Below are 5,516 nucleotides of genomic sequence, written 5' to 3'. Positions count from 1 at the left end.
GGGGGGATCCAGTACTCCGACACGGTTGTGATTCAATCGAGAGGCTGCGGCTACTGGATGCCCCGGTCAAGCCGGGGCATGACAGCGGAATACGTGGCGCCCCGACGCCGCTACCCCTTCTTCGCCGCCAGCGCGTCCGCCACCGCCGTGCGGATGTCGGCGACCGAGAACGGCTTGGTCACGACGTCATGCACCAGCGCATTGAGGTTCGAGGCGCGCTCGCGCTGGTCGGCAAAGCCGGTCATCAGCAGAATGGTCAAATCGGGGAAATCGCGTGCGACGGAAAGCGCCAGCGCGATGCCGTCCATCACCGGCATCTGGATGTCGGTGAGCAGCAGGTCGAACCTGCCGTCCGCGCGCGTGAGGATCTCCAGCGCCTCGGCGCCGTCTTGCGCGGTGACGATCTCGTGGCCGTCCATGGCGATGGCGCGCGCCACCAGCTGGCGCATCGAATCCTCGTCGTCGGCGATCAGGATCTTGGACATGAGACCAACCTTGGGATCAATCTCGCCACCAACTTTGCCTGCGAGACCTGCGAAATCGATTATACGCTGCCGCCGGCGATGTCGCGCCGGTTGAAGAAGCGAACGTCGATATTGCGGCCCTCCGGCGGCGGCGAGGCCAGGCGCGAGCGGAAGAAGGCGCGCTCGCCGGGCTGTAATACGGTCTGTTCCAGAACGGCGTTCCAGGCGTAGATTTCCGCGCCTTGCGCGTCGCGCACTGCGAAGCGCAAGCGGGGAATGTCGAGCGGCTTCTTGCCCTGTCCCACGATCACGCCCTCGATCACCAGCACCTGCTTACCGTCTACTGTCTCGCTGGAGAGCTTGACGTCCTTGAAGGCGAGTGCGCGCAGGTTAACTTCGAGGCCGACCATCCTGTAGAAGGCTGCCGTCTGCGGCAGCAGCCGCACCATGTCTCCGCGCCAGATCACCAGCGCCAGGACCAGCGCGCCCATGGCGGCGCAGGCGGTCGGCAGGCCGAAATGGGATTTTCGCGGGGCCGCCGGACGGCGCACTCGCGCGCCGCGGCGACGGCCGAACAGGCCACGGAACCAGGACTGGTGCTGTTCGCCGCCGACTTCCTCCTCAACGGATCGGGCGGCCGCGGACCATTCGTCCTCGGTGTCGGCGGCTTCCTGGTCCGGCCAGTCGCTGGCGATCGAGGGGCTGTCAACGACAGGCGCGTCAGCGGCTCCGTCGTCCTGGGCATAGGAGTTCCATTGCTCGGCGAGATCGGCCTGGTCGTCGGCCCGGCTGGCCGCGGCCATGGCCGGCACAGATGCCTCCTCGATGGCATCCTCGGCATGGGCGACCCACGTTTCCTTGCAACGGGAACAGCGCACGGTCCGGCCGTTCGCCCCAAGGCTCGCGGGCTTGATGGCGTAGGATGTCGTACAATGAGGGCAGACGATATGCATGGACGAGCCTTGATGCATGGACAAGTCTTGATCGTGACACGGTCGTGGAGAACCGAGACGGAAAGATGCTACCAATTATGCTACAGGACGACCGTTAACGAACCGGAAACCATAACGGCCGCAAAACCCGCGGATCGCGTGTGGCGGAGCACAGCCGTGCGGCCCGCGGCCTCTCTCGAACGGAGCTGAGCTTGGTTCGGTTCGAAAATGTCGGATTGCGTTACGGCCTGGGGCCCGAGGTCCTGCGCGACCTCAACTTCCAGATCCCGGCGCATTCCTTCCAGTTCCTCACCGGCCCGTCCGGCGCCGGCAAGACCTCGTTGCTGCGCCTGTTGTTCCTCTCGCATCGCCCGACGCGGGGGCTCGTCAACTTGTTCGGTCACGACATCTCGCAGCTCGGCAAGGACGAGATCGCAGACTTGCGCAAGCGCATCGGCATCGTGCTCCAGGATTTCCGCCTGCTCGATCACATGACGACCTATGAAAACGTGGCGCTGCCGTTCCGCGTGATGGGCCGCAGCGAATCGAGCTACCGCAAGGAGGTCATCGATCTCCTGAAATGGGTTGGGCTCGGCGAGCGCATGGACGCGCTGCCGCCGATCCTGTCCGGCGGCGAAAAGCAGCGCGCGGCAATCGCGCGCGCCGTGATCTCGCGGCCGCAGCTGCTGCTGGCCGACGAGCCAACCGGCAGCGTCGATCCGACGCTCGGCCGCCGCCTGCTGCGGCTGTTCATCGAGCTCAACAAGTCAGGCACCGCCGTCATCATCGCCACCCACGATATCGCCCTGATGGACCAGTACGAGGCGCGACGCTTCGTGCTGCACCAGGGACGGCTGCACGTCTATGAATAGGCCCGACGAGCGCGGCGTGCTGGTCGATCTCGGGCAGGAGGGGCCGCCGCTTCCGGCCCGGGCGCGCAATATGTCGCCGATCGTGCCGCGCGCCTCGATCCACGGCCGCGCGCTGGTCGCCGTTGTCGCCATCATGACCTTCCTGGCCTCGATGACGACCGGCACGGTGCTGCTGGTGAGCGCCTCCGCCGCCGAATGGCAGTCGGATGTCGCGAGCGAGATCACCATTCAGGTCCGGCCGCAGACGGGCCGCGATCTCGAACGCGACACCGCGGCGGTGACCGAGGCCATGCGCGCGCAAGCCGGCATCGTCGAGGTCAAGCCGTTCACGAAGGACGAGAGCGGCAAGCTACTCGAGCCCTGGCTCGGCACCGGGCTGTCGATGGACGATCTGCCGGTCCCGCGCATGATCATCGCGCGCGTGCAGCCCGGCACGGCGCTCGATCTCGGCGCCTTGCGCGCCCGCGTGACCCAGGTGGCGCCAAGCGCCAGCGTCGACGATCACCGCGCCTGGATCGAGCGCATGCGCTCGATGACCAACGCCACCGTGCTCGCCGGTCTCGGCATCCTCGCGCTCGTCATCGTCGCCACCATCATCTCGGTGTCGTTCGCAACCCGCGGCGCCATGGCGGCGAACCGTCCGATCGTCGAGGTGCTGCATTTCGTCGGCGCCGGCGACCGCTACATCGCCAACCGCTTCCTGCGTCATTTCCTCAGGCTGGGGCTGGAGGGCGGCGTGATCGGCGGCGGCGCCGCCATGCTGGTGTTCGGCTTCTCCGAGTCGATTGCAGGCTGGTTTTCGGGCACTCCCGTCGGCGACCAGTTCGCCGCGCTGCTCGGCACCTTCTCGCTGCGGCCATCCGGCTACATCGTGCTCGCGGTGCAGGCCGTGCTGATCGGCGCCATTACCGCGGTCGCCTCGCGCCAGACGCTGTTCGCGACGCTGAATGATGTCGATTGAGATGGTTTTCTTCCTTCTCCCCTTGTGGGAGAAGGTGGCGCGAAGCGCCGGATGAGGGGTTCTATCCACGTGCACGAACGTCGAGGCGAGTTCGCGGAGACATACCCCTCACCCGTCTCGCCGCTATCGCGGCGAGCCACCCTCTCCCACAAGGGGAGAGGGGAAAGCTGGTTCGCGGCCCCAGCGCTTCGCCACATAGTTTGAGGCCGACAAACCGGACTCCACTTCGCCTCAAAACGTCCTAAAATCACCTCTGGGAAGGGATCACCGACATCGCATGAGCGCGCCGACCGCCGATCGATCGCCGAAACTGCCGCGCGGGTGGCTGCGCGCGGCCGTGATGTCGACGATTGCGCTCGCCTTCGTCGGCGCGGCGGCGGGCTTTATTGCGTTTCTGTCGCAATTGCGCGGCGCCGAGATCGCGCCGGACCGCAAGGCGGACGGCATCGTGGTGCTCACCGGCGGCTCCTCGCGGGTGTCGGATGCGATGGAGCTGCTCGCTGCCGGCTACGGCAGGAGGCTCCTGATCTCCGGCGTACACCCGACCTCGACGGCGAGCGACATCTCCCGGACGCTGCCGGAGAACCAGTCTTTCATGCGTTGCTGCGTCGATCTCGACCGCACCGCGGTCTCGACCCGCGGCAATGCCGCGGAAGCGCGGCGCTGGGCCGCGGGACGCGGCTTCAAATCGCTGATCGTGGTCACCTCGAACTATCATATGCCGCGCGCGCTGGTGGAATTCTCGCATGCGATGCCGGAGGCGACACTGATCCCGTTCGTGGTGGTCGGCGACAAATGGCGCGACGAGCCGTGGTGGACCTCGGCGTCCACTTTGCGGCTGCTGCTGTCGGAATATGTCAAGTATATCGCGGCGGAGGTCAGGGTGCGGCTGGAGGATTTCGGGATTGACCTTTCGCCCGAGATGTCGGAGCAGCCTTCCGGGCTGCAGGCGAAGCGGCCCGCCACCGCACAGGCCAATTGATCGGCAACTGATCGGCAATTGATCGGATCCTCGATGTTCTTGATTTTCCTGCGATCGCTCGTGTTCAACGTGCTGTTCTACACCGTGCTGGTGTGCCTCGCGATCGTGGCGCTGCCGACCTTCGCATTGCCGCCGCGCGCCATGCTCACGGTCGCGCAATGGTGGGCAAAGGCGACGCTGTTTCTGATGCGGGCTGTCTGCAACATCAAGGTGGAATTCCGCGGCCTCGAAAAGATCCCGAGGGGACCATTGGTCGTTGTGGCGAAGCACCAGTCGTTCTGGGAGACGTTCGTCTTGCCGGGCTTCTTCGACCGTCCGATTTTCATCCTCAAGCGTCAGCTCATGCAGATCCCGGTGTTCGGCCAGTTCCTGGTCAAGACCGGGATGATCGCGATCGACCGCAATGCCGGCGTCAAGGCGCTGCTGGACATGACGCGGCGGGCGCGGGAGGCGGTGCGCAGCGGCGGGCAGCTCGTGATCTTTCCCGAAGGCACGCGCCGCGCCCCGGGCGCGCCACCGGACTACAAGAGCGGCTTCGCGCAGATCTATTCGTCCTGCGGCGCGCCGTGCCTGCCGATCGCGCTCAATTCCGGCCTGTTCTGGCCGCGCCGCACCTTCATGCGCTATCCCGGCACGCTGGTGGTGGAATTCCTCGATCCGCTGCCGCCGGGCTTGCCCAAGGACGAGTATCTCTCCCGTGTGCAAACGGTGATCGAAGACGCGACCGGTCGCCTCGTCGAAGCGGGCCGCAAGGAGCAGGAGCAGCTGATCGGCTCGGCGCCGAGCTATGCGCCGTTGGAGAGCTAGCGGTTTTCCCGATCGTCCGCCGGAGCCGGCGCGTGCGGAGAATGCGCATCACCATGCAGCATCATGGCAAGCTGATGCAGCTGCGCATCGCGAAAGCCTTCGGCCTCGATCGCCTTCACCGTCGCAGTCACGTAGTCGCGGTTGGCGCCGGACTGGCCGTGGCCCTGGAGCACGTGGCGATGCTGGTCGGTGAGCGACAGCCGACCGGCATATTGCACATGGCCGCGGTCGACGACATAGGCGAGCGCGGAGACGCGCTGCCGCGCATCGTTCTCCAGCCACACCGAGCGCATGACTTCGCGATAGACCGACGTCACCTGCTCGCGCGCGCGCAGATAGGCGACGACGTCGGCGCGGTTCTTTTCGGCGACGCGGAAGGCGATGCCGCGGCAGGCGCCGCCGCGGTCGAGGCCGAGCACCAGACCCGGCTTCTCCGGCGTGCCACGGTGGACGAAGGAATAGACACAGAGCGCGCGGTGCTCGCCGACCAGCCGCGCG

Annotated in this window: 7 protein-coding genes; 4 read left to right on the top strand and 3 right to left on the bottom strand. The window is 66.3% G+C overall.

Translation table 11 applies throughout. The features are described 5' to 3' along the window. Nucleotides 1-110: 110 nt before the first annotated feature. Complete coding sequence (locus IVB32_RS01445) at nt 111-485, bottom strand: response regulator (protein WP_018453253.1); 375 nt, start codon at nt 483-485, stop codon at nt 111-113. 59 nt (nt 486-544) lie between these two features. Continuing rightward, a complete protein-coding gene (locus IVB32_RS01440; protein ID WP_026232495.1) occupies nt 545-1,417 on the bottom strand; it encodes an MJ0042-type zinc finger domain-containing protein in 873 nt (290 codons plus the stop codon). A gap of 191 nt (nt 1,418-1,608) precedes the next feature. Here IVB32_RS01440 and ftsE point away from each other — a divergent pair, with 191 nt between their 5' ends. The 4 genes from ftsE to IVB32_RS01420 all read left to right on the top strand — a co-directional run bounded on the left by ftsE (nt 1,609) and on the right by IVB32_RS01420 (nt 5,018). Next, nucleotides 1,609-2,268, top strand: a complete 660-nt coding sequence (gene ftsE / locus IVB32_RS01435) for a cell division ATP-binding protein FtsE (RefSeq protein ID WP_008135325.1) — start codon at nt 1,609-1,611, stop codon at nt 2,266-2,268. Further along, nucleotides 2,261-3,229: an ABC transporter permease gene (locus tag IVB32_RS01430; RefSeq protein WP_007597308.1), complete on the top strand. Its 969-nt coding sequence runs from the start codon at nt 2,261-2,263 to the stop codon at nt 3,227-3,229. Before ftsE ends, IVB32_RS01430 begins: the two co-directional genes overlap by 8 nt. 277 nt (nt 3,230-3,506) lie before the next feature. After that, nucleotides 3,507-4,211 carry a YdcF family protein gene (locus IVB32_RS01425; RefSeq protein ID WP_018453256.1) on the top strand — a complete coding sequence of 235 codons (705 nt, stop codon included), beginning with the start codon at nt 3,507-3,509 and terminating at the stop codon, nt 4,209-4,211. 33 nt (nt 4,212-4,244) lie between these two features. After that, nucleotides 4,245-5,018 (top strand): lysophospholipid acyltransferase family protein, encoded by a 774-nt coding sequence (locus IVB32_RS01420; RefSeq protein WP_085361285.1) that lies wholly within the window; start codon nt 4,245-4,247, stop codon nt 5,016-5,018. Here IVB32_RS01420 and IVB32_RS01415 read toward each other — a convergent pair. Further along, nucleotides 5,015-5,516, bottom strand: a 502-nt coding sequence (locus IVB32_RS01415; protein WP_247409618.1) for a gamma-glutamylcyclotransferase, incomplete at its 5' end; no start/stop codon positions are given. The two genes, IVB32_RS01420 and IVB32_RS01415, sit on opposite strands and share 4 nt — an antisense overlap.

Source organism: Bradyrhizobium sp. 23, assembly GCF_023073295.1.
Lineage (GTDB): Bacteria > Pseudomonadota > Alphaproteobacteria > Rhizobiales > Xanthobacteraceae > Bradyrhizobium > Bradyrhizobium canariense_D.
The sequence above is the reverse complement of the archived record's forward strand: the minus strand, read 5'-3'. Positions and strand labels throughout refer to the sequence as shown.